20 protein-coding genes are annotated in these 24,370 nt (G+C 66.3%); 10 read left to right on the forward strand and 10 right to left on the reverse strand.

Going from position 1 to position 24,370, the window contains the following annotated elements:
• A complete protein-coding gene (locus tag MTBSS4_RS02740) occupies positions 1 to 369 on the forward strand; it encodes an Mth938-like domain-containing protein (protein ID WP_173981857.1) in 369 nt (122 codons plus the stop codon).
• Positions 370 to 454: 85 nt separating this feature from the next.
• Positions 455 to 628 carry a hypothetical protein gene (locus MTBSS4_RS02745; RefSeq protein ID WP_173981858.1) on the forward strand — a complete coding sequence of 58 codons (174 nt, stop codon included), beginning with the start codon at positions 455 to 457 and terminating at the stop codon, positions 626 to 628.
• 60 nt (positions 629 to 688) lie between these two features.
• Here MTBSS4_RS02745 and MTBSS4_RS02750 read toward each other — a convergent pair whose 3' ends face one another.
• The 8 genes from MTBSS4_RS02750 to MTBSS4_RS02785 all read right to left on the reverse strand — a co-directional run bounded on the left by MTBSS4_RS02750 (position 689) and on the right by MTBSS4_RS02785 (position 9,968).
• Positions 689 to 919: a TraR/DksA C4-type zinc finger protein gene (locus tag MTBSS4_RS02750; RefSeq protein WP_173981859.1), complete on the reverse strand. Its 231-nt coding sequence runs from the start codon at positions 917 to 919 to the stop codon at positions 689 to 691.
• Between the two features lie 103 nt (positions 920 to 1,022).
• Positions 1,023 to 1,511, reverse strand: a complete 489-nt coding sequence (locus MTBSS4_RS02755) for a hypothetical protein (RefSeq protein WP_254432349.1) — start codon at positions 1,509 to 1,511, stop codon at positions 1,023 to 1,025.
• Between the two features lie 64 nt (positions 1,512 to 1,575).
• Positions 1,576 to 2,352, reverse strand: a complete 777-nt coding sequence (locus tag MTBSS4_RS02760; protein ID WP_173981860.1) for an ABC transporter ATP-binding protein — start codon at positions 2,350 to 2,352, stop codon at positions 1,576 to 1,578.
• Between the two features lie 2 nt (positions 2,353 to 2,354).
• Positions 2,355 to 3,131: an ABC transporter permease gene (locus MTBSS4_RS02765; RefSeq protein WP_173981861.1), complete on the reverse strand. Its 777-nt coding sequence runs from the start codon at positions 3,129 to 3,131 to the stop codon at positions 2,355 to 2,357.
• On the reverse strand, positions 3,128 to 4,249 hold the full coding sequence (gene alr / locus MTBSS4_RS02770) for an alanine racemase (protein WP_173981862.1): 1,122 nt from the start codon (positions 4,247 to 4,249) through the stop codon (positions 3,128 to 3,130). The genes MTBSS4_RS02765 and alr overlap by 4 nt, the downstream gene beginning before the upstream one ends.
• A 63-nt stretch (positions 4,250 to 4,312) precedes the next feature.
• Entirely contained in the window at positions 4,313 to 4,981 is a 669-nt protein-coding gene (locus MTBSS4_RS02775) for a response regulator transcription factor (RefSeq protein ID WP_173981863.1), read from the reverse strand.
• A gap of 108 nt (positions 4,982 to 5,089) precedes the next feature.
• On the reverse strand, positions 5,090 to 7,168 hold the full coding sequence (locus MTBSS4_RS02780; protein ID WP_173981864.1) for an ATP-binding protein: 2,079 nt from the start codon (positions 7,166 to 7,168) through the stop codon (positions 5,090 to 5,092).
• A gap of 85 nt (positions 7,169 to 7,253) precedes the next feature.
• Positions 7,254 to 9,968 carry a bifunctional acetate--CoA ligase family protein/GNAT family N-acetyltransferase gene (locus MTBSS4_RS02785; RefSeq protein WP_173981865.1) on the reverse strand — a complete coding sequence of 905 codons (2,715 nt, stop codon included), beginning with the start codon at positions 9,966 to 9,968 and terminating at the stop codon, positions 7,254 to 7,256.
• A 192-nt stretch (positions 9,969 to 10,160) separates the two neighbouring features.
• Here MTBSS4_RS02785 and MTBSS4_RS02790 point away from each other — a divergent pair, with 192 nt between their 5' ends.
• Positions 10,161 to 11,555, forward strand: a complete 1,395-nt coding sequence (locus tag MTBSS4_RS02790) for a bifunctional enoyl-CoA hydratase/phosphate acetyltransferase (protein ID WP_173981866.1) — start codon at positions 10,161 to 10,163, stop codon at positions 11,553 to 11,555.
• 16 nt (positions 11,556 to 11,571) lie between these two features.
• On the forward strand, positions 11,572 to 12,765 hold the full coding sequence (locus MTBSS4_RS02795; protein ID WP_173981867.1) for an acetate/propionate family kinase: 1,194 nt from the start codon (positions 11,572 to 11,574) through the stop codon (positions 12,763 to 12,765).
• On the opposite strand, the gene MTBSS4_RS02800 is transcribed toward MTBSS4_RS02795, so the two are convergent.
• Positions 12,766 to 14,259 carry a carboxypeptidase M32 gene (locus tag MTBSS4_RS02800; RefSeq protein ID WP_173981868.1) on the reverse strand — a complete coding sequence of 498 codons (1,494 nt, stop codon included), beginning with the start codon at positions 14,257 to 14,259 and terminating at the stop codon, positions 12,766 to 12,768.
• Between the two features lie 108 nt (positions 14,260 to 14,367).
• Between MTBSS4_RS02800 and elbB the strand changes: the two genes are divergently transcribed.
• Complete coding sequence (gene elbB, locus MTBSS4_RS02805; RefSeq protein ID WP_173981907.1) at positions 14,368 to 15,027, forward strand: isoprenoid biosynthesis glyoxalase ElbB; 660 nt, start codon at positions 14,368 to 14,370, stop codon at positions 15,025 to 15,027.
• A gap of 7 nt (positions 15,028 to 15,034) precedes the next feature.
• On the opposite strand, the gene recG is transcribed toward elbB, so the two are convergent.
• The gene (gene recG / locus MTBSS4_RS02810) at positions 15,035 to 17,116 is read right to left on the reverse strand and encodes an ATP-dependent DNA helicase RecG (RefSeq protein ID WP_173981869.1); all 2,082 of its coding nucleotides are present in this window, start codon (positions 17,114 to 17,116) and stop codon (positions 15,035 to 15,037) included.
• 71 nt (positions 17,117 to 17,187) lie between these two features.
• Between recG and MTBSS4_RS02815 the strand changes: the two genes are divergently transcribed.
• From MTBSS4_RS02815 to MTBSS4_RS02835, 5 genes are all read left to right on the forward strand, one after another.
• Positions 17,188 to 17,454 (forward strand): succinate dehydrogenase assembly factor 2, encoded by a 267-nt coding sequence (locus tag MTBSS4_RS02815; RefSeq protein WP_173981870.1) that lies wholly within the window; start codon positions 17,188 to 17,190, stop codon positions 17,452 to 17,454.
• Complete coding sequence (mfd, locus tag MTBSS4_RS02820; protein WP_173981871.1) at positions 17,451 to 20,930, forward strand: transcription-repair coupling factor; 3,480 nt, start codon at positions 17,451 to 17,453, stop codon at positions 20,928 to 20,930. The genes MTBSS4_RS02815 and mfd overlap by 4 nt, the downstream gene beginning before the upstream one ends.
• A 42-nt stretch (positions 20,931 to 20,972) precedes the next feature.
• Positions 20,973 to 22,169: an alanine--glyoxylate aminotransferase family protein gene (locus MTBSS4_RS02825; protein WP_173981872.1), complete on the forward strand. Its 1,197-nt coding sequence runs from the start codon at positions 20,973 to 20,975 to the stop codon at positions 22,167 to 22,169.
• 90 nt (positions 22,170 to 22,259) lie between these two features.
• Positions 22,260 to 22,670, forward strand: coding sequence for a pentapeptide repeat-containing protein (locus MTBSS4_RS02830; RefSeq protein WP_173981873.1), 411 nt, complete (start codon positions 22,260 to 22,262; stop codon positions 22,668 to 22,670).
• Positions 22,671 to 22,683: 13 nt separating this feature from the next.
• Positions 22,684 to 24,369 (forward strand): exo-beta-1,3-glucanase, encoded by a 1,686-nt coding sequence (locus MTBSS4_RS02835; protein WP_173981874.1) that lies wholly within the window; start codon positions 22,684 to 22,686, stop codon positions 24,367 to 24,369.
• Position 24,370: the final 1 nt, after the last annotated feature.

The raw sequence follows: 24,370 nt of genomic DNA on the forward strand, positions 1-24,370 counted from the left end.
ATGGATATCACTCCCATCGTCCCGGCCGGCCGCCAGATCATCAAGGGCTACGGCGATGTTGGCTTCACCATCTCCGGGATCAGGTGGGAAGGTTCCGTTCTGGTGTTCGCCGAGCGGACCCTGGCCTGGGCACCCGTCACCCTCGACGAGGTGACCGAGGCCACCCTGGCCCCGGTGGTGGAGGCCCGTCCCGATCTGCTGCTGCTGGGCTGCGGCCGCGCCATGGCGATGGTGGGGCGGCCGTTGCGGACGTGGTTGCGCGCCGAGGGCATCAAGCTGGAGGTCATGGACACCGGCGCGGCCTGCCGCACCTTCAACGTCCTGCTGGCCGAGGACCGCTCGGTGGCGGCGGCGCTGATCGCGGTCTGATTCTTCCCGCGAAACAACCACTATACCTCTGGTCCCGATTTGCTAGACTGTCCAGCGTGTCGCTTCCAGACAGGAGTGAACGACCATGGGCCAGAAGGCTTCTCGCCGCGAGAAATTGGCGGCAATCCGGGAACGGGCCTGCGAGATCATCGCCATGCCCGAAACCCATTCCCTGATGTCCAGGGAACGGGCCCTCGACTCCCTTGGTTACCTGTGGGAGGTCGAGAAGGACAGGGTGGGCTCTCTGCTGGCGTGTTAGCCGAGCCCCCGCGTCGAACCGGCGATGCCGGCCCGATGCGGGGGTGTTCCCGGCCGCGTCTCAGCGCGGGCCGCAACGCCTCGCCAGCTTGGCCTTGGCCTCGGCCTCGTCGGCGCAATCGTGGCATAGCTTGGCGTACGGATTGGCTCTCAGCCGCTCCGGCTCGATGCCTTCGCCACAGGTCCGGCAGGTGCCGTTGGACGGAATCGTTTCCGCCCGTCCCAGAACCGCCTGAATGGCGGCGGTGTTCAGCGCTTCAATCCGTTCAGCCGCAAGATCGATGTCGTCCATACCCTCACTCCAGAGAGCTGAGCCAGGACGATATTGTGGCTTGTTCCATAGAATATATCAATATCTATGATATCGAGTCTGAATAGATGCATTTGGTAAGTATCTATTCCATCTCCTTCGGCGCCCAGGTCAGGGTAGCGGATTCCGTATCCTGATTGCACAGTTCCGACAACTTGGCGGCGGAGACGCGAACGGGGGTGACGCCGTTGATGCTGAGCAATCCCTTGCGCACCAGTTTCCAGCCGACCGAGACGCAGACGGCGGGGGGGACGCCGATGGCGGTGATGACGATCTGGTTGCCCTTGCGTTCGACCCGCATGGGGCCGCCATAGACGGTTCTGTCGAAGGCGGTGCCCCCGGCGGCCCGCTCCATCTGCTCGACGAAGGCTTCCGGTGTTGCCGACGCCTCGGCGGTGGGGCTGGGGCGCAACGCCATGATCGCCACCGAGATTGCCACCGCGACGACGCCGGCGGCGACCAGGACGATGACGAGAAGACGGTTGGAGATTCCCCCGTGCTTGCCCGGCCTTGACGGCCGGCCGTGGGAGGCCGGGGAGGGCTTGCCGGGTGCCGCCGAATGCGTGGCCATCATCGTCCCCTTCAGGGATGGAATCCATCTGATGGTCACATGATGTCACAGGAGGCTTAAGACAACGCTAAGCCCGCAATTCCATGCTGATGGGGCCTTGGGCGCGGCCATGGATGAACTGGTCGACGAATTCGTTGCCGGATCTGTCGATGTCCTTGGCCGGTCCGACCCAGATCAGGCGGCCCTTGTAGAGCATGGCGATGCGGTCGGCGATCTTGCGCGCGCTGGCCATGTCGTGGGTGATGGAGAGCGCGGTGGCACCCAGCTCCTTGCAGCATTTGACGATCAGGTCGTTGATCACGTCGGCCATGATGGGGTCCAGGCCGGTGGTGGGTTCGTCGAAGAAGATGATTTCAGGGCTGGTGGCGATGGCGCGGGCGAGGCTGACGCGCTTTTGCATGCCGCCCGACAGCTCGGCCGGGAACAGATCTCCCGACGAGGCGGCAAGACCGACCTGCGCCAGTTTCTCGATGGCGATGTCGCGAGCCCTGGCGCGCTCCATGCCCTGGCCCTGAATCAGGCCGAAGGCGACGTTCTCCCACACCTTCAGCGAGTCGAACAGGGCGCCGCCCTGGAACAGCATGCCGAACTTGCGCATCACCTGCTCGCGCTCGCGCGACGACAGGCCGACGACTTCTTCGCCATCGACCTGGATGGACCCCGATTCGGGACGCAGCAGCCCCAGGATGCATTTCAGCATCACCGACTTGCCGGTGCCGGACCCGCCGATCACCACCACCGATTCACCCCGCGCCACCGACAGGTCGATACCGTCCAGCACCACCTTCGGACCAAAGGCCTTGTGGACATCGGCAAGCCTGATCTTGGGAGTTGGGGTGGTCATTCTCACTTCCCGAAGAACATGGCGGTGATGATGTAGTTGAACACCAGGATCATGATGGCCGCCGACACCACCGCGTTGGTGGTGGCCGCGCCGACGCCCTGGGCGCCGCCCCTGGAGTAGTAACCGTTGTAGCACCCCATCAGGGTGATGAGAAAGCCGAACACCGCCGCCTTGGTCAGGCCGGAGATGACGTCCAGCGGTTCCAGGAATTCCCAGGTGCGAGAGATATAGGTGGCCGAATTGAAATCCAGCTTGTAGACGCCGACGATATAGCCGCCGAACACGCCGATGATGTCGGCGATCAGCACCAGGAACGGCAGCATCAGGGTTCCGGCCAGGATGCGGGGCGCCACCAGGTACTTGAACGGATTGGTCGACAGCGTGGTCAGGGCGTCGATCTGCTCGGTGACGCGCATGGTGCCGATTTCGGCGGCCATGGAAGCTCCGATGCGCCCCGCCACCATCAGGCCGGCGAGAACCGGTCCCAACTCGCGGGTCATGGACAGCACCACCACGGTGGCGACGGCGCCCTCGGCCGAGAAGCGGGCGAAGCCGGTATAGCTTTGCAGCGCCAGAACCATGCCCGAGAAGATGGCGGTCAGTCCCACCACCGGCAGCGAGAAATAGCCGATCTCGATCATCTGGCGCAGGATCAGGCGGGGATAGAAGGGGGGGCGCACCACATGCGACACCGCCGTGGCGGTAAAGGCCGACAGGCGCCCGGTGTGGGTCAGGAATCCGAGAAAGATGCGGCCGATGGCGGCAAGCAGATCGGTCAAGCCGGCTTTCCTTCCCTGGGACTGCTTAGCCAGACCCGATGATGGCGGCGGCCCAGCGCGGTCAGAATCTCGTAGCCGATGGTGCCGGCCTCGGCGGCGACGTCATCCACCGGACGATTGGGACCGATCAGTTCGATCATGGCGCCGGGATAGACCGCGCTCTCGGGGACGTCGCTGACGTCGAAGGCGGTCAGGTCCATGGAAACGCGACCGACGATCGGCACCTTGTGTCCCCCGATGAAGCCAAAGCCGCTATTGCTCAGCGAGCGCAACCAGCCATCGGCGTAGCCGACGGCCACGGTGGCCAGCCTGCCCTTGCGGGTCACGCGGTGGGTGGCACCATAACCAACGGTCATGGGGCTGTCAACGTCGCGGACTTGCAGGATTTTTCCTTGCAGGCTAAGCACTTGCGCCATTGGATTGGGGCGGCCGGGAATAGGATTGATACCGTAGAGGGCGGCGCCGGGGCGGGTCATGTCGAAACGGTAGGCACGGCCCAGGAAAATTCCGGACGAAGCGGCGAGGCTGAGGGGAAAGCCCGGCAATTGGCCGGACAGGCGGCGGAAGGTCGCCAGTTGCTCGGCATTCTTGGGTGAGGAATCGTCATCGGCGCACGACAGGTGCGACATGGCCAGGACCGGCCGCACCGAGGCCAGGACCGCCGGTTTCGCGACCAGCCGGTTCAGTTCCGGCTCGTCCAGGCCCAGCCGGTTCATGCCGGTGTCGATGTTGATGGCGGTGGCCGGAGCCAGGCTGCCGGCCTTGGCGAAGGTCGACCATCCGGTGATTTGCGACAGGCTGTTCAGCACCGGCACCAGGCCGTGGGCGGCGAATTCGGCCTCGCTGCCGGCGATCGGGCCGGACAGAACGTAGATGACGCCGCCGGGCAGGAACCGCCGCAGGTGAATCCCTTCCTCGACACAGGCGACAAAGAAGCTGCGGCAGCCGGCCGCCAGCAGGGCTGGGGCGATATGGGCCGCGCCCAGGCCATAGCAATCGGCCTTGACCACCGCGGCGGCTTCGGCCGGCGCGACCAGGGCGGCCAGACGGCGCCAGTTGGCGACGACGGCCTCCACATCAACGGTCAGAACGGTGGTGGCGTGGGTAAGGTCGGTCATGACTGTTCCAACTTGATCGTCAGCCGACAGGCCGGAAGAGAAGAGGGGATGCGCCGATGGCGTCTAGTTCACCACGGGCGGCATGATCCAGCCCGATTGCAGGGCGATGCGGACGGCCTGGGCGCGGTTGGCGGCATTGATCTTGCGGTAGACGTTGCGCAGATGCACCTTGATGGTGATTTCCTGGAGGCTGAGGGCCAGGGCGATTTCCTTGTTGGTGCGTCCCTCGACCAACTGGGCGAGAATCTCGCCCTCGCGCCGCGACAGGCGATCGAAAGGGGGCGGCACCCCGACCGGCTTGGCCGGAGCGGACGGCGAATGAAGGCTGCCGGGGTCCTCGAAGAAGGTGTTGGACGGCAGATAGGTCTCGCCCGACAGGACCAGACGCAGCGCGTTGACCAGGGCTGCGCCGCTGACGGTCTTGGGAATGAAGCCGGCGGCGCCGGCCTGGACGGCGGCCACCACATGGTCGCGGGTGGAAAAGCCGGACACGATCACCACCGGAATCCCGGGGATTTTCGCCTTGACCTGCTGCAACCCGGTCAGGCCGTCCATGCCGGGCATCATCAGGTCGAGCAGGACCAAGCCCAGGCCAGGGGTGTTGTCCACCAGTTCCAGGGCTTCGTCCAGGGTGGCGGCATCCAGTATTTCCACGTCGGGTCCCAGTTCCTGGAGGAATGGCCGAAGTCCATCCCGTACAAGCTTGTGGTCGTCGGCCACTAGAATCCGCATGTCGCCCCACTCCCGTTCCGGCGGCGTGTGCCTACCCGATCCTACCTGAAAGTATAAACAACAGCTTTTGACGTGACAATGGCAACAATAGGACTGCCGCCAAAAAAGCTACTCAGCCGGAGGTTGAAGAAACGTGGCAACGAACTCTCCAAGTTGATTGAGGGCCACCGGCTTCTTCAGGACGGCGCAACGGTCGTCCTGAAAGTTTTCCGCCAGCCGCTCGGTGGCGCCCAGATGGCCGGTCACGATGATGATCGGAAGCAGCGGGTCGAAGTCGCGCAGCTTTTCCATCAGTTCCTCGCCACCGCCGGCCGGCATCCGCAGGTCGGTGATCACCACGTCGGCGGGATCGGCTCGGAACAGCTCCCAGGCGCGTTCTCCGGTGCCGGCAATGCTGACGCGGCAGCCCAGCGCCCGCAGATAATGGGCGAGAGCGCCGGCGGCGGCATCCTCGTCGTCCACCACCATGACATGGGCATTTCCGAAGGCACCGGGCGACGGGGCGCAGGTGGGAACCGGCTGCGACGGAGAGCCATCCTTGTCCAGCGGCAGATGGATCACGAAACAGGCTCCGGCCGCCGAATTCTCCACCTCCAGCCGTCCCCCCATGGCGGCGATCAGGCCGAAGCTGACCGACAGTCCCAGTCCGGTTCCGCGGCCAGCCTCCTTGGTGGTGAAGAACGGTTCGAAGATGCGCGAACGGATGGCTTCGGGAATGCCGGGGCCGTTGTCGGCGATGACGATGCGCAGTTGCCGGTCGTCACGCTCGGCCCGGATCGATATATGCCCATGCCAGCCGCGGGGAGTGGCGTGCTTGATGTCGCGCAGGGCGTGGTGGGAGTTATTGAGCAGATTCATCACCACCTGCTCCAGCTGGACCCGGCGGCCGCGAACCGGGGTGCTGTCGGACGGCAGGGCGAGGTCGAGGGTGATTCCATCCGGGCTCAACTGTCCCGCCAGCACGTCGGCGGCGGCGCGGACGGCCTGGCTGGCGTCGAACACCTGCACCGGACTGGTGTCGCGGCGGCTGAAGATGCGGATGTCGTCGATGATCTCGGCGGCACGCTCGGATTGCTCGGCGATCATGTTGAACTGCTGCGCCTGCCATTCCGGCGAGGCCTTGCCGCGTTCGATCAGCATCAGCGCCCCCTCGGCGGTCAGGCGGATGATATTGAGGGGCTGCGACAGTTCGTGGACCAGGCCGGCGGCCATTTCGCCCAGGGTGGCCAGCTTGGAGGCCTGGAGCAGTTGCTCCTGGATCTGGTTGCGCTCGGTGATGTCGCGAATCGCCAGCAGGCGGGCGGGAAGGCCGCGAAAGGTGATGGAACAGGCCGAGACCTCGGCCTCGAAGGACTGGCCGTCCAGGCGAAGAAGCCGGTAATGGCCGAGATAGCGTCCCGGCGGCGGCTCGGCGATGCGCGACACCGCCATGGAACGGGAATCCTCGTGCACCATGTCGAGCAGCGGCCGCCCGACCAGCGAAACCTCCGGGCCGGCCCCCAGCACCCGCGCGGTGGCCGGATTGGCGAACAGGATGGTGCCCTGGCTGTGAACCACCACCGGATCCGGGCTCATCTCGATCAGCAAGCGATAGCGTTCCTCGCTTTCGGCCAGTTCCCTGATCGTGCGGTCGTGGGCCGCCTTCATGCGCAACGCGGCGATGCCGTGGGCCAGATTGCCGGCCAGACCGGTCAGCAGCCTGACCGCCATGGCGTCGAAGGCTCCCGGCTGATCGGCGTAGAACATCAGGGCGCCGACCCTGTCGTCACCCTGGCCGATCGGCAGGGCGATGGTCGAGCGGAAACCGTGACGCCGCGCCGCCTCACGCCAGGGGGCGAAGATTGGGTCGGTCTCGGTGTCGGCGACGATGCAGGGGCGGCCGGTGCGAATGGCGATGCCGGTCGGACCCCGGCCAATATCCTCGTCGGCCCACGACACCCTGACGTTGTCCAGATAGCTCCTGGCGACGCCGGCCATGGCCACGGGCACCACCATCCGGGACGGCGCCGGACGGGCGTAGCCGATCCAGACCAGCCGGTAGCCGACCACCTCGGCGCCGATCAGGCAGATTTCCTCCAGCAATTCGTATTCGTCGGTGGCGCGAACCAGCGCTTCGGTGGCGCGGGCCAGGACCGTCACCGCCCGTTCGGGCGGAAGATCGGGATCGAAGGCGGAGGACCCGGGCATGAAGGCTCTTTCGGCGGAGGCGATCGCCCCCGATGATATGCGGGAACGCCACCGCGCCAAAGGCTTTCCTAAGGATTACGCCGTCCTATGGATTCGGATCAGGAGCGGTGACCGGTGCGCGATGAAGGTCCAGTTCCACCTCGACGATATCGCCGTCGATGGTGCGCACCGGCAGGAAACCTAGATGCTGGACGAAGGACAGCATGCGGGTATTGTCGCGCAGCACTTGGCCTGCGATCACCCCGGTTCCGCGCTGGCGGCAATATTCGATCATCTTGACCAGCAGCCGCTTGCCCAGTCCCGATCCCTTGAGGTCCGAGCGGACCACGATGGCGAATTCGGCCTTTTCATTGTCGGGATCGGTGATGGTGCGAACCACGCCCAGGGTTTCCTTGCCGCCATCCTCGGCATCGATCTCGGCGATGAAGGCCATTTCGCGGTCGTAATCGATCTGGGTCATGCGCGCCATCTCGGAATGGGGCAATTCATGCACCAGTCCGAAGAAGCGGAACCGGATGTCCTCCGGCGTCAGCCTGGAAACGAAGACATGATGATTGGGTTCGTCCTCGGGCCTGATGGGGCGCAGCAAGGTGGCGCGCCCGTCGGTCATGGTGAAGACTTCCTCCAGTTCCTTGGGATAGGGGCGGATGGCGAGGTGATCGGTGCCGGGCCGGGCCCTGGTGACCGAGATGCGGGCGTCGAGCGCCAGCACGCCGACGGAATCGGCGAACAGCGGATTGATGTCCAGCTCGACGATCTCGGGGAAATCGATCACCAGTTGCGACAACTGCACCAGGATCAGTTCCACCGCCTGCTTGTTGACCGGCGGCCGGCCGCGATAGCCCTCCATCAGGCGGGCGACGCGGGTGCGGGAAATCACTTCATTGGCCAGATTCATGTTGAGCGGCGGCAACGCCATGGCGCGGTCGGCGATGATTTCCACCGCGATTCCCCCCTGGCCGAACATCAAAACCGGACCGAACACCGGATCGGTGGCGATGCCGGCGATCAGTTCCAGGGCGCCGGGCCGCCGGGCCATGCTCTGGACGGTGAAGCCATCGATGCGGGCTTCCGGATAGACGGTCCTGACCCGGTCCAGCATGGCATAGGCGGTCTTTTCCACCTCGAAGGCGCCTTGCAGGTTGAGCATCACCCCGCCGACGTCCGACTTGTGGACGATGTCGGGTGACAGGATCTTCAGCGCCACCGGTTCCTTCATGGCCTCGGCGATGCGGCCGGCGGCGGCGGGGTTGCCGGCCACATTGGTTTCCACCGTCGGGATGCCGTAGGCCTCCAGCACCGCCTTGGCCTCGGGCTCGTTCAAGGTGCCGCCGCCCTTGGCCAGGGCGGCATCGATCAGCCGCCGCGCCCGCGCCGTATCGGGCACGAAGTCGGTGGGGGCCGAGGCGGGCACCTCCATCAGCAATTCCTGGTTCCGGCGGTATTCGGTCAGGTGGGTGAAGGCCTGGATCGCCGCCTTGGGCGTTTCATAGGTGGGAATGCCGGCGCCGCTGAACATGTGCCGCGCGTGGCGCACCGCCTCGGCCCCGACCCAGCAGGTCATGATATTGGCGCGGGGACGGTCCTTGCAGGCCCTGATCACCGCCACCGCCACGTCCGACGGGTCCGAGACTGCGGTGGGGGCGTGCATCACCAGCACCGCGTCCACCGCCTTGCATTCGGTCAGGATGTTGAGCGCCTTGACATAGCGTTCGCCGTCGGCGTCGCCGGCGATATCCAAGGGATTGCCGTGCGACCAGTTGGCCGGCAGCACCGCGTCCAGCTTGCCCACGACCTCGTCCGGCAATTGGGCCAGTTCACCCCCCAGTTCCGCCAGATCGTCGGCGGCGATGACGCCGATGCCGCCGCCGTTGGTGATGATGGCGAGGCGCTTGCCCTTCATGGGGCGCGCCCGGGCCAGGGTCTCGACCGCGCCGAAGATTTCCTCGATATCATGGACGCGCAGCATGCCGGCCCGGCGCAGCGCGGCGTCGAACACCGCGTCCGATCCGGCCAGCGCGCCGGTATGGGAGGCGGCGGCGCGGGCGCCTTCCCGTGACCGTCCGGCCTTGATCGCCAGGACCGGCTTGTTGCGGGCGGCGGCGCGGGCGGCCGACATGAAATTGCGGCGCTCGTGGATGGTCTCGATATAGAGCAGGATCGCCCGCGTCATGGGATCGCTGCCCAGATAATCCAGCACATCGCCGAAATCCACGCCTTCGGTGTCGCCGAGATGGATGAAGTGGGAGAACCCGATTCCCTTGTCCCTGGCCCAGTCCAGCACGGCGGTGCACAGGGCGCCGGATTGCGACACGAAGGCCAGCTTGCCCGGCAGGGCGCTTTCATGGGCGTAGCTGGCGTTGAGGCCGATGCCGGGCACCAGGATGCCCATGCTGTTGGGGCCGAGCAGGCGCATGTCGTGGATCTTGGCGGCGGCCAGCGTCTGTTCCATCAGCGTGCTGCCGTCCTCGGCCATGATCTGGTGCAGGCCCGAATTCATGACGCAGGCGGCCCGCGTGCCGCGCTCGCCCAGGGTTCGCAGGATGCCGGGAATGGTGGCGGGGCGCTGGGTGCAGATCAGGGCGAGATCGGGGGCCTGGGGCAGGCAGGCCACGTCGGGATAGGCCAGCACGCCGGCCACCGAGGGATGATCCGGCGTCACCGGCATCACCGGCCCGGCGAATTCCGCCCGCAGCAGATTGCGCATGACCACGGCGCCGATGCTGCGCGCCGTGGTCGAGGCGCCGACCACGGCGATGGATTGGGGACGGAACAGGGCCTTCAGGTTGCGGGTGCTCATGGGGATTCCCGTTCGGTGGCCTTTGAGTGACTCTAATCAGGCGGAGGATATGCTCCTCTCTTGTGCGCCGCAACATGTTCAAGCCGTGATCCTTGATCAACGTCATGAACCCGTCATTGTGCGTTGCCGAACGGGCGAGTATATATTGCGTTGGTGATACATTCCATCCACACGGGATCGAGGGAGCCGGTCATGGTCGAAATGATGCGCAATCGGACGTTCTCCGAGATAATGATCGGAGACGCGGCCGTACTGACGCGCACTTGCAGCATGAAGGACGTCGAATTGTTCGGCGTCGCCACCGGCGATCTCAATCCGACCCACTACAGCGCCGAGAGCGCCGAGCGCTTTGCCGGCAACCGCCGGGTCGTCGCCCATTCCATGTGGGGCGGTTCGCTGCTGTCGGCGCTGCTGGGCAACGAACTGCCCGGGCCGGGCACCGTCTATCGCCGGCAAGACCTGGATTTCATCACGCCGATCGGGGTGGGCGACACCGTCACCGTCAGCATTGCCGTGATCGAGAAAACCGCCCCCGACGAGGTGACGTTCGACTGCCTGGCGGTCAACCAGAAGGGCGAGACGGTGTTCACCGGCAAGGCCCGGGTGGCGGCGCCGCTGGAAAGCGTCGAGCAGCCCCGCATGGAATTGCAGGAAGTGGCGCTGCGCCGTCGGCATCACGTCTTCGAGGACATCATCGCCCGCTGCTCCGAATTGGTGCCGATCTCGGTGGCGGTCTGCCACCCCTGTGATCAGGTATCGCTGGAAGGTCCGGTCGACGCCGCCCGCCAGGGGCTGATCGATCCCATCCTGATCGGGCCGGAATCGAAGATCCGTTCGGTCGCGAAGGAATTCGGCATCGATCTGGCCGGTCTTCGCATCGTCGATACCCAGCACAGCCATGAATCGGCCGAGCGGGCGGTGGCCATGTGCCGTTCGGGCGAGGCCGAGGCGCTGATGAAGGGCTCGCTGCATACCGACGAGATGATGCACGAGGTGGCGTCGCGCGATAAGGGCCTGCGGACGGCGCGCAGGATCAGCCACGTCTTCGTCATGGACGTGCCGACCTATCCGCGCACCCTGCTGATCACCGACGCCGCCATCAACATCTATCCGACCCTGGAAGACAAGGCGGACATCCTCCAGAACGCCATCGAACTGGCGCATGTGCTGGGGGTTGAACTGCCCAAGGTGGCGATCTTGTCGGCGGTGGAAACCGTCTATCCCAAGATCAACTCCACCATCGAGGCCGCCGCCTTGTGCAAGATGGCCGATCGCGGCCAGATCACCGGGGCGCTGCTGGACGGGCCGCTGGCCTTCGACAACGCCATCAGCGAGGAAGCGGCCAAGATCAAGAAGATCAACTCGCCGGTGGCCGGTCGCGCCGACATCTTGCTGGTTCCCGACCTGGAGGCCGGCAACATGCTGGCCAAGCAGCTCTCCTATCTGGCCGACGCCGATGCCGCCGGCATCGTGCTGGGGGCGCGGGTTCCCATCGTGTTGACCAGCCGCGCCGACAGCGCCAAGGCGCGCCTTGCGTCCTGCGCCGTGGCGGTGCTGTTCGCCCACGCCCGCCGCGCCAAGGCCTGAGGAGAGGATTCGATCCATGCGTGACGGTATTCTGGTCATCAACGCCGGTTCCTCCAGCATCAAGTTCTCCCTCTATGTCGCCCAGGGCGACGACAGGCCGGAACTGTCCTCGAAGGGGCAGGTGGAAGGCATCAACGTCGCCCCGCACTTCATCGCCAAGTCGCCCATGGGGGCGGTCCTGGCCGAGGAACGCTGGCCCGACCAGCCCAATCTCGGGCATCAGGCGCTGTTCAAGCACATGATCGAGTGGATCGAGGCCCATCTTGGCGATGCCGACCTGAAGGCGGCCGGTCACCGGGTGGTTCACGGTGGCTCGCAGTACTCGCAGCCGCTGGCGGTCACCGACGAACTGATGGAGGAACTGGAGCAACTGGTGCCGCTGGCGCCGCTGCATCAACCCCACAATCTCGCCCCCATCCGGGCGCTGCGCGAGGTGCACCCGGATCTGATCCAGGTGGCGTGCTTCGACACCGCCTTTCACCGCACCAATCCATGGGCGGCGCAAAGCTTCGCCCTGCCGCGCAAGATCACCGGCGAGGGCGTCAAGCGCTACGGCTTCCATGGCCTGTCCTACGAATACATCGCCCGCCAGTTGCACCAGATTGCGCCATCGGTGGCCCGTGGCAAGGTGGTGGTGTGCCATCTTGGTTCCGGCGCCTCCATGTGCGCCATCGATGGCGGCAAGAGCGTGGCCAGCACCATGGGATTCACCGCCCTGGACGGCTTGCCCATGGGAACCCGCACCGGCGCGTTGGACGCCGGCGTGGTCCTCTACCTGATGCAGCAGAAGGGAATGACCGCCAAGGAGATCGAGGACCTGCTGTATAAGCAGTCGGGCCTGATCGGCGTTTCCGGGGTCAGCAACGACATGCGGGTTCTGCTGGAAAGTTCCGAGCCCCACGCCATCGAGGCGGTCGAGCTGTTCGTCTACCGCATCGCCCGCGAACTGGGTTCGCTGGCGGCGGCCATGGGCGGCATCGACGCCCTGGTCTTCACCGCCGGCATCGGCGAGCACTCGTCCCGTATCCGCGCCAAGGTCTGCGCCCATGCCGAGTGGCTGGGGGTGAGCATGGACGACGAGGCCAATGAACGGACCGCCCAGATGATCAGCGCCAAGGACAGTCCGGTCTCGGTCTGGGTCATCCCCACCGACGAGGAAATGATGATCGCCCGGCACACCCGGACGGTCCTGCGATCCATGAGGCAGTGATCACCCGCCGGGGGTGTAGCGCCGCCGCAGATGCGCCTCGAACACTGTCGGGTCCAGCGGGCGGCCGGTGGCGGCGGTCAGTAGGTCGCGGGTGGACAGCAACGATCCCCGGCCATGGACATTGTCGCGCAGCCAGGACAGCAGCGGCTTGAAATCACCCTGGGCGAGGCCGGGCAGGATGGCGGGCTCGGCGCGGGTGGCGGCGTCGAACAACTGGGCGGCGGTCATGGCGCCCAGGGTGTAGGTGGGGAAATAGCCCCAGGCCCCGCCATACCAGTGAATGTCTTGCAAGCAGCCCAGCCGGTCGTCGGGCGGCGTGATCCCCAGCAGGCGGCCATAGGCGGCGGTCCAGGCCTCGGGCAGGTCGTCCAGGTCCATGCGTCCCTCGATCAGCGCCTTTTCCAGGCGATAACGGATGATGACGTGGGCGGGATAGGTGACCTCGTCCGCCTCGACCCGGATGAAGCCGCGCTCGACCCGGATACCCCGGCGGTGAAAGGCGTCGACCTCCCAGCCGGGATCGCTGGCGCCGAACGCCTCGGCCACCACCGGGGCGGCGAAGGCGGCGAAGTGCGGCGACCGGCAGGCCTGCATCTCCATCAGCAGCGATTGCGATTCGTGCATAACCATGCCGCGGGCGCGGCCGATGGGTTGCGACGACCAGCGTCCCTTGGGCAGTCCCAGCTCATACAGGGCATGGCCGGTTTCGTGCAGCACTCCCATCAGGGCCGAGACGAAGTCGTCGGGATTGTAGCGGGTGGTGAGACGCACATCCGAGGCGGTACCGCCACAGAACGGATGGTGCGAGACGTCGAGACGGCCATGACGGAAGTCGAAGCCCAAATTCTCCATCATCCGTAGCCCCAGCGCCTTTTGGGACTCGACCGGAAACGGTCCGGCGGGCGGCGGCGGCGGCGGCCGGCGGAATTGGCTTTCCAGCGCCAGTTCGATGAAGCCGGGCAGGAAGGTCTCCAGGTGATCGAACAGCGGATCGATCTCGGCGGAACGCCCATCCGGCTCGTATTGATCCAGCAGGGCGTCGTAAACGCCGAGCCCCAGGCGCTCGCCCTTGGCGGTTCCCACCTGACGCACCAGCGACAGCACCTCGGCCAGGGCCGGCTTCACCCGTTGGAAATCGGCCGCCGGCCTGGCTTCGCGCCAGATCATCTCGCAGGCGGATTCGGCCCGTGCCAGGGCGTCGACCAGATCGGCCGGCACAGCCACCGCGTGCAGCCAGTCGCGGCGCATCTCGCGCAGATTGGCGGTCTCCCATTCGTCCAACGGCTCGGAGGCGGCCTCTTCCAGCCAGTCGCCCATCCGGGGGGCGGTCAGGGTCTCGTGGATGATGCCCTTCAGGGTGGCGATCTGTTCGGCGCGGGATTCCGCGCCACCGTCCGGCATCATGGTCGCCATGTCCCAGTTCAGGATCGAGAGGGCGTCGCCCAGGGTGGAAATCTTCCGAAAGGCGGCTTCCAGGCGGGAATAGGCGGTCATGACGGGCGGGCCTCGCTGGGGTCGAAGGGGCGGCAACGATAGACCATGGCCGTCATTCAAGGGAATCGCTATTCTGCCGGCTTTCCACGCCAGAACGAGGGCTTCCCCATGATCGCCAAACCGAAATTCGCCGTGGTTCTGTCCGGCTGCGGCGTCTATGACGGCTCCGAGATACACGAGGCCGTGCTGACCCTGCTGGCCATCGATCGTCGGGGCGGAACCTATCAGTGTTTCGCGCCCGACCGCGCCCAGATGCATGTGGTCAACCACCTGACCGGCGACGCCGCCGATGAAAGCCGCAACGTCCTGGTGGAATCGGCCCGCATCGCCCGCGGCCAGATCAAGCCCCTGGACGCCTTCAAGCCGGCGGATTTCGACGCCCTGGTGTTTCCGGGCGGTTTCGGGGCGGCCAAGAACCTGTGCAGCTTCGCGGTCGACGGTCCCGATTGTTCGGTCGATCCGGCCACCGAGACCGCGGTCCGGGCGATGGCGGCGGCGGGCAAGCCCATTGGCGCCCTGTGCATCGCCCCGGCCCTGATGGCGCGCATCCTGGGCGGCGGCGTTGACGTCACCATCGGCGATGACGCCGGCACCGCCCAGGCGGTGGAGACGATGGGCGCCCGCCACAAGATCGCGGGCCATGGACAGGTGGTGGTGGACGAGGCCCGCAAGCTGGCCACCTCGCCCTGCTACATGCTGGATTCGTCCATCTCGCAGATCGCCGATGGCGCCGACAACACCATCGCCGCGTTGCTGCGGCTGATGTAGGGGATCGCTACCCCGAACGCAGGGTTCTGACCGCCGCGTCGCGCTCGAACAGGTAAAGCAGCACCCGCAGGGCCTCGCCGCGCGGTGATCGCAGGTCGGGATCGCGTTCCAGGATCAGGCGGGAATCGTCGCGGGCGGCGGCCAGCAATTCGCCGTGCAGGGTGAGGTCGGCAAGGCGGAATTCCGGCAGGCCGCTCTGGCGGGTGCCCAGCATCTCGCCGCCGCCGCGCAGCCTCAGGTCCTCCTCGGCGATGACGAAGCCGTCCTCGGTGGAGCGCATGATCTCAAGCCGGGCCTTGGCGATCTCGCCCAGGGGATGGCCGTAGAGCAGCAGGCAGCGCGATTCCCTGTCGCCGCGTCCGACCCGCCCGCGCAACTGGTGAAGCTGGGCAAGGCCGAAGCGCTCGGCATGCTCGATCACCATGATGGTGGCCTCGGGCACGTCGACGCCGACCTCGATCACCGTGGTGGCGACCAGGATGTCCAGGTCGCCGGCGGCGAAGCGCTCCATCACCGCATCCTTGGCGGCGGGCTTCATGCGGCCGTGAACCAGCCCGACCCGCTCGCCGAACAGTTCGGACAGGTGACGATGACGGTCCTCGGCGGCGGCGAGGTCGGAGGTCTCGGATTCCTCCACCAGCGGACAGACCCAGTAGACCCGCGCTCCCGAGCCGCTGGCGCGGCCGATTCCCGCCACCACCTCGTCCAGCCGGGCCAGCGGAATCACCCGCGTGTCAACCGGTTGACGGCCGGGAGGCTTCTCGTCGAGCCGCGAGACGTCCATGTCGCCATAGGCAGTCAGCAGCAGGGTGCGGGGAATAGGAGTGGCGGTCATCACCAGCATGTCCACCGCCACGCCCTTGGCCGCCAGTTCCAGGCGCTGATGAACGCCGAAGCGGTGCTGTTCGTCGATCACCGCCAGGGCAAGATCCTTGAAGGCGACGTCTTCCTGGAACAAGGCATGGGTGCCCAGCAGCAGGTCGGTCTCGCCAGCCGCCAGGGCGGCCAGAATCCTGTCCCTCGCCTTGCCCTTGTCGCGGCCGGTCAGCAGGGCGACGGTAATGCCGGCCGCCTCGGCCAGGGGGGCGATGGTGGCGAAATGCTGGCGCGCCAGAATCTCGGTGGGCGCCATCATCGCCGCCTGGGCGCCGGTTTCCACCGCGTTCAGCATGGCCAGCAGCGCCACCACCGTCTTGCCGCTGCCGACATCGCCCTGAAGCAGGCGCAGCATGCGGGTCGGCTCCGCCATGTCCGCCTCGATCTCGGCCAGCGACCGCGCCTGGGCCCCGGTCAGCGAGAAGGGGAGGGCGGCCCTCACCTTGGCGCGCAAGCCGCCATCGCCGGCCAGCACGCGGCCCTTCAGCCGGCGCATCTGGGCGCGGACCATGGCCAGGGCCAGCTGATTGGCCAGCAATTCGTCGAAGGCGAGACGGCGGCGGGCAGGGCTGTCCTGGCCGGCAGCGAATTCGTCGGCGGGATGGTGGACGATCTCCAGCGCCTGACGCCAGTTGGGCCAGTTCTGGCGGCTCAGCCACGCCGCATCCTGCCATTCCGGCAGATCGGGGATTTTGGCCAGGGCCGCCTTGACCGATTTGGTCACCAGCCGCCCCGTCAACCCGGTTGTCAGAGGGTAGACCGGCTCCACCGTCATGATTTCGGCCTTCTGGGCCTCCGGCACAATATGATCGGGATGAGTGATCTGAATCTCGTTGTTGAAATGCTCGACCTGACCGCTGATCACCCGGATCTCGCCCTCGGGCAATTGCTTGCGCAGCCAGTCCTCGCGGCCGTGAAAGAACACCAGATGCAGGAACCCGGTCTCGTCGGCAAGCCGCACCCGATAGGGTCGCTTGGGGCTGGACGAGGGGAAATGGGCATCGACCCGCGCCGTCAGGGTGGCGACCTTGCCGTCCAGGGCCTCGGCCACCTTGGGGGCATGGCGGCGGTCGATGACGCCGCCGGGCAGATGCCAGAGCAGATCGACCACCTTGGCCCCGGCCAGCTTCTCGTAGAGCGGCGCCAGACGCGGCCCCACTCCCGGCAGCGAGGTCACCGGCGCGAACAGGGGAAACAGGCATTGAGGACGCATGGGATGGCTGACAGGACGGGTGCGAGGGGCTATATCCTAACCTTCCGCAACAGCGAAGCAATGCCAGACACATGGACGACCCGCGACTGAAGCGACTGATCTTCCGGGCCCACCACATGGGCTCCAACGAGAACGACCTGCTGTTCGGCGGCTTCGCCGAGCGTTATCTGGCCGGACTGACCGCCGAACAGGTCGACCGGTTCGAGACCCTGCTGGCCGAGAACGACAACGACCTGTTCAACTGGATCACCGGCAAGGAACAGCCGCCGGCCGCCTTCGACCACGACGTCATGGCCCTGATCCGGCGCTACGTCCAGACCGAGGCCTCGCGCTCTTGACCACGCTCGGCCAGTTGATCGCCCGGCCGGGCCGCAGCCTTGTCGCCGGCGCGCCGGAAGGCCGCGACGCCCTGCTGGCGGCCGAACTGGCGCGCACGTCCGGCATCGGCGACATCTTGTTCGTCGCCCGCGATGAAGGCCGCATGGCCCGTCTGGCGGAAATGCTGGACTTCTTCGCTCCCGACCTGCCGATCCTGGAATTTCCGGGCTGGGACTGCGTGCCCTATGACCGGGTGTCGCCCAATGTGGACGTGGTGGCGCGGCGCATCGACACCCTGGCCCGTCTGGCCGAGGGGCCGGGCGACGGCGCACGCCTGATCCTGACCACGGTGTCGGCCTTGTCCCAGCGGGTGCCGCCACGGGAAAGCCTGGCCCAGGCCATGCTGGTCGCCAAGGCCGGCAGCCGGATCGGCATGGAAAAGCTGGTGTCGTTCCTTGAGCGAAACGGATATGTCCGTGCCGATACGGTGATGGAGCCGGGTGAATACGCCGTGCGCGGCGGCATCGTCGATCTGTTTCCGCCGGGTTCGTCCGAACCGATGCGGCTGGATTTCTTCGGCGACGAGATAGAGGCGGTGCGCTCGTTCGATCCCATGAGCCAGCGCACCACCGGTCCGGTGAAGGGATTCGCCTGCCGTCCGGTCAGCGAGGTGGCGCTGGACGAGACCGCCATCGCCCGTTTCCGCGCCGGCTATCGCGAAGCGTTCGGCGCGATCCAAGGCAGCGATCCCCTCTACGAGAGCATCAGCCAGGGTATCAAGTTCATCGGCATGGAGCACTGGCTGCCGCTGTTCCACGACGGTCTCGACACCCTGTTCGCCTATGTGCCCGAGGCGGTGGTGATCCTGGATCATCAGGCCGACGAGGCCTTGGCCGCCCGTCACGCCCTGATCCTGGAATATTACGACGCCCGCGCCTCGTTCGGCGGGCTGGGGCTGGCCGAATCCGGCATGGTCTATCATCCGCTGCCGCCGTCGAAGCTTTACCTGGAACAGGAGGACTGGACCCGCCTGCTGGCGGCGCGGCCGGTTCTCGTCCTGTCGCCGTTCGACGCGGCTCCCGGCGTCAATGCCGTGGTTGACGCCGGGGGGCGGCTGGGACGCGACTTCGCCGACATGCGCTCGCGGCCGGGAATCAACATCTACGACAGCGTCCGAGATCATATCGAATCGGAAATGAAGGCCGGACGGCGGGTGATCGTCGCCGCCTGGACCAATGGCTCGCGCGACCGTCTCAATGGCCTGCTGACGGACCACGGCGTCAAGGGCATCGAGGCGGTGGGCGGTTGGGCCGAGGCCGAGGCGCTGGAGAAGGGGCGGGTCGCCCTGGTGGTGCTGGGGCTGGACCATGGCTTCACCACCCGCAATCTCGCCCTGATCACCGAGCAGGACATCCTGGGCGACCGGCTGGCGCGGCCGGCCCGCAAGAAGAAGAAGGGCGCCCAGTTCATCGCCGAGGCCTCGGCCCTTTCCGAGGGCGATCTGGTGGTTCACGCCGAACATGGCATCGGCCGCTATGACGGTCTGGTGGCGCTGGAGGTGGCCGGCGCTCCCCACGACTGCCTGCGGGTGATCTACGACGGCGGCGACAAGCTGTTCGTGCCGGTCGAGAATATCGACGTGCTGACCCGTTTCGGCTCGGAACAGGCCGGCGTATCGCTGGACAAGCTGGGCGGCACCGCCTGGCAATCGCGCAAGGCAAAGCTGAAGAAGCGCATCCGCGACATCGCCGACCAGCTGATCGGCATCGCCGCCCAGCGCCAGTTGCGACAGGGCGAGACCCTGATTCCGGCGGAAGGCCTCTATGACGAGTTCTGCGCCCGTTTCCCCTGGGCCGAGACCGACGACCAGTTGCGCGCCATCGAGGACACCATCGCCGATCTGGCGTCCGGCAAGCCCATGGACCGGCTGATCTGCGGCGATGTCGGCTTCGGCAAGACCGAGGTGGCGTTGCGCACCGCCTTCGTCGCCGCCATGCAGGGCTTGCAGGTGGCGGTGGTGGTCCCGACCACCTTGCTGGCGCGCCAGCATTTCCGGACCTTCTCCGAGCGCTTCAGGGGACTGCCGGTGCGGGTCGAGCAATTGTCGCGGCTGGTCACTGCCAAGACCGCCTCGGCGGTCAAGGCCGGGCTGGCCGACGGCTCGGTGGACATCGTGGTCGGAACCCACGCCGTGCTGGCCAAATCCATCGGCTTCAAGCGCCTGGGCCTGCTGATCATCGACGAGGAGCAGCATTTCGGCGTCTCACACAAGGAACGGCTGAAGCAGCTCAAATCCGACGTCCACGTCCTGACGCTGACCGCCACTCCGATTCCACGCACGCTTCAGATGGCCCTGTCGGGGGTCAAGGAGATGAGCGTCATCGCCACCCCGCCGGTGGACCGGCTGGCGGTGCGCACCTTCGTGCTGCCCTACGATCCGGTGGTGCTGCGCGAAGCCATCCTGCGCGAACGCTATCGCGGCGGCCAGGTGTTCTACGTCTGCCCGCGCCTCGCCGATATCGACAAGGTGGCCGAGCGGCTGGCCAAGCTGGTGCCCGAGGTCAAGACCGCCGTCGCCCACGGCCGTCTCGCCCCCGCCGATCTGGAAGAAGTGATGGTGGCGTTCGGCGACAAGCAATACGACGTGCTGCTGTCCACCAACATCATCGAATCCGGCCTGGACATGCCCAGCGTCAACACCTTGATCATCCATCGGGCCGACATGTTCGGCCTGGGCCAGCTCTACCAGCTGCGCGGCCGGGTCGGGCGCGGCAAGGTGCGCGGCTATGCCTATTTCACCCTGCCCAACGACAAGTTGCTGTCCAAGGCGGCGGAAAAGCGTCTTCAGGTCATGCAGGCGCTGGACACGCTGGGGGCCGGCTTCCAGCTGGCCAGCCACGATCTCGACATAAGGGGCGCCGGCAATCTGCTGGGCGAGGAGCAGTCCGGCCATATCCGCGAGGTCGGCATCGAGCTTTATCAGCAATTGCTGGAAGAGGCGGTGGCGGCCGCCAAAGGCGGCGGCGGAGCCGAAGCCGTCGAGGAGTGGTCGCCCCAGATCACCCTGGGCACGCCGGTGCTGATCCCCGAGACCTATGTGGCCGATCTGTCGGTCCGCCTGGGACTTTACCGCCGCATCGCCGCCCTGGACAACCAGCCGGAGATCGAGGCGCTGGCCGCCGAACTGATCGACCGCTTCGGCAAGCTGCCGCCCGAGGTCGAAAACCTGCTGGAAGTGGTCGCCATCAAAGCGCTGTGCAAGCTGGCCGGCATCGAGAAGGTGGATTCCGGCCCCAAGGGCGCAGTGCTGACGCTGCGCGGCAACGTCTTCGCCAATCCGGCCGGACTGGTTCAGTATATCAGCCGCTCGGGCGGGGCCTGCAAGCTGCGCCCCGACCACAAGCTGGTGTTCCTGCGCGCCTGGGAAGATGCCCGTCAGCGCATGGCAGGGCTGCGCGCCATCGTTTCCAAGATGGCGGAATTGGCTTTGGGATGAGAAATATAGTATAGCCGCAAGCGTCAGGTTTTAGGATCGAGCATGAAATACCCCACGCCCCCCACCGTCGTCTCCCTCGACGAAATTCTTCCCGAAGAGCCCCTGCTGATGATGGGAGCCGGTCCGGTGCCGATTCCCCACAAGGTCGCCTACGCCAATTCCCTGGTCATCAATCACCTCGGCGATACCATGAACCGGGTGATCGAGCAGGTGAAGACCATGGCCCGCTATGTCTTCCAGACCGGCTCGGGGCATGTCATGGGGGTGGCCGGTCCCGCCTCGGCCGCCATGGAGATGGCCATCGCCAATCTGGTGGAGCCGGGCACCAGGGTGCTGTCCATCTGCAACGGCCTGTTCAGCAAGCGTCTGGCCGAGATGGCCGAGCGGGTGGGCGGCGACGTGACCCGCTACGACGCGCCCGAAAAGCAGGGCGCCGAACCCGAAATCATCGAGGGGCTGCTGAAGACCGGCAAGTTCCGGGTCATCACCGTGGTGCAGGGCGAAACCTCCAGCACGGTGTGGAATCGCCGTCTGGTCGATATCTGCCGGCTGGGCAAGCGCTATGGCTGCCTCATGGTGGTCGATGCCGTCTGCACGTTGTCCACCATGGAAATGGAAATGGACGAGTGGGGCGTCGACGCCATCATCACCGGCGGCCAGAAGGGGCTGTCCTCGATTCCCGGCGTGTCGCTGATCGCCTTTTCCGAGGATGCCTGGCGACATATCGAGAAGCGCAACTCGCCCATGGCCCATTGGTGCCTGGACGCCCGGCTGGCCGATAATTTCTGGAACAAGCACGCCTACCACTACACCGCCCCGGTCTCGGGCATTTTGGCGCTGCACGAGGCGCTGCGGCTGATCGGCGAGGAAACCCTGCCCGGCCGGTTCCGCCGCCATGCCATCTGTTCGGCGGCGCTTCAGGGCGGCATCGAGGCCATGGGGCTGGAATTGCTGATCGCCCCCGAATGGCGCCTCGCCTCGGTGGTGGGCATCACGGTGCCCGACGGCGTTTCCGCCGACGAGGTGCGCCACGTCATGAATTCGGTGCACAAGGTCGAAATCGCCGGCGCCTTCGGCCTCAACATCCTGCGCATCGGCCAGATGGGCGAGCAGAGCCGCACCCACAACATCTTCCGCACCCTGCACGCGCTCGGCACCGCCATGCGGGTTCGGGGCGGCAAGGTCGATCTGCCCGCCGGCATGGCCGAACTGGAGCGGGTTCTGGCCTCGGGAGGGTAGGGGGAAGACCGGGACGAGCCTGACGTCCCCCCTTTGGCGACGTGGTGGTTTGTGTCAGGATGCCAGGGCATTGGAGGGGGAGTCGCGACCATGCAGAGCATCCCGAATCTGGAACAGGTTCTTGCCGGCCATGCCCGGTGGCTTGGTGGCGACGGAAGTGGCGTTCGGGCCAAGCTCGATCATGCCGATCTGGTCGGTGCCGACCTGCGCGGCCGCGACCTGCGCTCGATCTCGTTCCGCGAGGCCGATCTCAGGAATGCCGATCTTGCCGGAGCCAATCTCCAGGACTGTAATCTCAGCGGCGCCGACCTGCGTGGCGCCAATCTCGACCGGGCCGTGCTTAACGAGGCCGACCTGTCCCACGCCGACCTGCGCGGCGCCCATCTGGAGGGCGCCGATCTCGACGGGGCCGACATCTGGCGCGCCAATCTCTATGGGGCGGTGATCAGCCCGGAGAAACTGCACCGCGTGCTGGGCTGCGCCATGCCCGCAACCAACTGAGTCCGCATTCCCCATGACCCGATTTCGCGCGTTGCTGTTCATCACCCTGCTGGGCGTGGCCAATGTCGCCGGTTGGTGGTGGTTCAACCGGCCGATTCCGGTGGAACTATCGTTCGACGAACCGTTTCCATCGGTATCGTTTGCGCCCTTCCGTCGCGGCCAAAGCCCCATCACCAAGGTGTTCCCGCCGCCGGAACAGATCGTCGAGGATATGGAAAGCCTGGTGGGCGTCACCCGCGGCGTTCGCACCTATACCAGCCAGGAAGGCATGGACGTGGTGCCGGCGGTGGCCGGACGGCTGGGGCTGGAGGTCACCCATTCCGCATGGCTGGGACGCAAGGCCGAGAACAACGACCTTGAGGTCGAGGCGCTGATCCGGGCCGCCAACCGCCATCCCGACAGCATCCGCCGGGTCATCGTCGGCAACGAGGTGCTGCTGCGCCAGGATCTGACCGCCGACCAACTGGCCGCCCATATCCGCCGGGTCAAGGCGGCGGTAAAGCAGCCGGTGTCCTATGCCGATGTCTGGGCTTTCTGGTTGAAGAACCCCCAACTGGCCCAGGAGGTGGATTTCATCACCATCCACATCCTGCCCTATTGGGAGGACGAGCCGGTGGGCGTCGACGGCGCCGCCGAATATCTGGTGAAGATCTACCGTCGCGTGGCCGAGGCCTTTCCCGGCAAGCCGATCCTGATCGGCGAGGCCGGCTGGCCGACCCGTGGCCGTTCGCGCGGGCCGGCGGTGGCCAGCATGGAGAACGGCGCCCGCTTCGTCCGCACCCTGGCGCGCGTTTCCAGGGAAAACGGATTTGACTATAACGTGGTCGAGGCTTTCGACCAGCCATGGAAGGCCCAGCTGGAAGGAACCGTCGGCGCCTATTGGGGGGTGGTCGACGCCCAGCGCCGGGTCAAGTTCGCCATGTCCGGCCCGGTTCACCCCAATCCGTCCTGGGCCTGGCACGGCGCCATCGCCACCATTCTCGGCGCCGGCGCCGCCCTGGTCTTCCTGCGCCGGCCGGAACGCTATGCCGCCGCCGCCGGACTGGCCGTCACCATTCTGGCCCAGCTGGCCGCCACCTTGGTGGTGTGGCAGGCGATCCATGCCCAGGCGCTGGCCTACGATACCCCAGGCGATGTCTGGGCCTGGGTCCGTATCGCGTTGCATGCCACCCTGGCGGTGGTGGTGGTCCGGGCCGCCGGCCGGAGTTTCCGCACCGATGCCGCCCCAGTCATGGCCGGCTGGAGCGAGCGGCTGATGCCGCTCTACGCCTTCTCGGCCATCTGCGTCACGGCGCTGCTGCTGTTCAACGGCCGCTACCGCGATATTCCACCGGCCGATTTCCTGATGCCCTGCGTCGGCGTCACCGCCTTTGCCCTGGCCCGCATGGCGGTGCTCTCCCTGTCGTGGCGCGACGCCTTCGCGGTTGGACGCCTGTTCGGCCAGCCCGGCCCCGGCGGCGTGGCTCCCATTCCAGGGCTTGCCGTCGGATTGATGCTTTCGGTGGTCGCGGCGCCGATGTCGGAAGCGTGGGCGCTGGCCCGCGGCGAGGATTTCATCCAGTTCCACCCCGCTTTTTCCGACCAGTTTCCCCTGCTGGTCCGGGCCTTGTGGGAGAATGCCGAGATGGTGACCTGGACGGTCATGCTGGCGGTGATGGCGATACCGTTCCTGGCGGAATGGCGGCGGTCGGAACGATGAC

The organism is Magnetospirillum sp. SS-4 (assembly GCF_902729425.1).
Taxonomy (GTDB): Bacteria; Pseudomonadota; Alphaproteobacteria; order Rhodospirillales; family Magnetospirillaceae; genus Phaeospirillum.

Coding starts and splice junctions, on each gene's coding strand:
- MTBSS4_RS02815 (WP_173981870.1), top strand. CDS start 17,188: ATGGACGACCCGCGACTGAAGCGACTGATCTTCCGGGCCCACCACATG.
- MTBSS4_RS02790 (WP_173981866.1), top strand. CDS start 10,161: ATGGTCGAAATGATGCGCAATCGGACGTTCTCCGAGATAATGATCGGA.
- MTBSS4_RS02830 (WP_173981873.1), top strand. CDS start 22,260: ATGCAGAGCATCCCGAATCTGGAACAGGTTCTTGCCGGCCATGCCCGG.
- MTBSS4_RS02795 (WP_173981867.1), top strand. CDS start 11,572: ATGCGTGACGGTATTCTGGTCATCAACGCCGGTTCCTCCAGCATCAAG.
- MTBSS4_RS02835 (WP_173981874.1), top strand. CDS start 22,684: ATGACCCGATTTCGCGCGTTGCTGTTCATCACCCTGCTGGGCGTGGCC.
- elbB (WP_173981907.1), top strand. CDS start 14,368: ATGATCGCCAAACCGAAATTCGCCGTGGTTCTGTCCGGCTGCGGCGTC.
- MTBSS4_RS02740 (WP_173981857.1), top strand. CDS start 1: ATGGATATCACTCCCATCGTCCCGGCCGGCCGCCAGATCATCAAGGGC.
- MTBSS4_RS02780 (WP_173981864.1), bottom strand. CDS start 7,168: ATGCCCGGGTCCTCCGCCTTCGATCCCGATCTTCCGCCCGAACGGGCG.
- alr (WP_173981862.1), bottom strand. CDS start 4,249: ATGACCGACCTTACCCACGCCACCACCGTTCTGACCGTTGATGTGGAG.
- MTBSS4_RS02825 (WP_173981872.1), top strand. CDS start 20,973: ATGAAATACCCCACGCCCCCCACCGTCGTCTCCCTCGACGAAATTCTT.
- recG (WP_173981869.1), bottom strand. CDS start 17,116: ATGCGTCCTCAATGCCTGTTTCCCCTGTTCGCGCCGGTGACCTCGCTG.
- MTBSS4_RS02755 (WP_254432349.1), bottom strand. CDS start 1,511: ATGATGGCCACGCATTCGGCGGCACCCGGCAAGCCCTCCCCGGCCTCC.
- MTBSS4_RS02800 (WP_173981868.1), bottom strand. CDS start 14,259: ATGACCGCCTATTCCCGCCTGGAAGCCGCCTTTCGGAAGATTTCCACC.
- MTBSS4_RS02745 (WP_173981858.1), top strand. CDS start 455: ATGGGCCAGAAGGCTTCTCGCCGCGAGAAATTGGCGGCAATCCGGGAA.
- MTBSS4_RS02760 (WP_173981860.1), bottom strand. CDS start 2,352: ATGACCACCCCAACTCCCAAGATCAGGCTTGCCGATGTCCACAAGGCC.
- MTBSS4_RS02775 (WP_173981863.1), bottom strand. CDS start 4,981: ATGCGGATTCTAGTGGCCGACGACCACAAGCTTGTACGGGATGGACTT.
- MTBSS4_RS02785 (WP_173981865.1), bottom strand. CDS start 9,968: ATGAGCACCCGCAACCTGAAGGCCCTGTTCCGTCCCCAATCCATCGCC.
- MTBSS4_RS02750 (WP_173981859.1), bottom strand. CDS start 919: ATGGACGACATCGATCTTGCGGCTGAACGGATTGAAGCGCTGAACACC.